Origin of the sequence: Variovorax glucosi (genome assembly GCF_051216695.1) — a bacterium.
Lineage (GTDB): Bacteria > Pseudomonadota > Gammaproteobacteria > Burkholderiales > Burkholderiaceae_C > Variovorax.
In genome coordinates, this window is sequence record NZ_JBPJZE010000268.1 from 779 (window position 1) to 1152 (window position 374).

Here is a 374-nt window from a genome sequence, read left to right on the forward strand (position 1 = left end):
TGCGCCACCAGCTTCTTGAGCCTGCGCTCATCGGCTCTATCGAAAGCGTCCTGAAGAAGGACCATCTTGCGCTTCCTGCACGGATCGCACTCAAAGTAGCTTTCAGGAACACCGGTAGGTTCGAGTTTGGCGTTCGCTTCGAAGATGTTGATCCTCCCCGTGGGCTCGACTCCGATGACGATGATCTTTCCATTTCTGAAAGTGACGGAAGCACCACCTGAACACCCCGTCCTCTCCGTCTCCTCGCTGAAAAATGCCTTCTCTGTGACCCTGCGTATGTGCCGCAGTGCATATCGCACATCCTCTTCGGTCAGGACGACATCGGAGCAATCTAGGAGATTTTTGTCTTCCCACACAGACCCACTGGAGGGCTC

The 374-nt window shown here is 54.8% G+C and carries 1 protein-coding gene; it reads right to left on the minus strand.

Annotated features, from left to right (window positions below):
• Positions 1–374 (minus strand): hypothetical protein (locus tag ACSFA3_RS24860; RefSeq protein ID WP_435508026.1); only part of this gene is annotated, 374 nt, incomplete at both ends.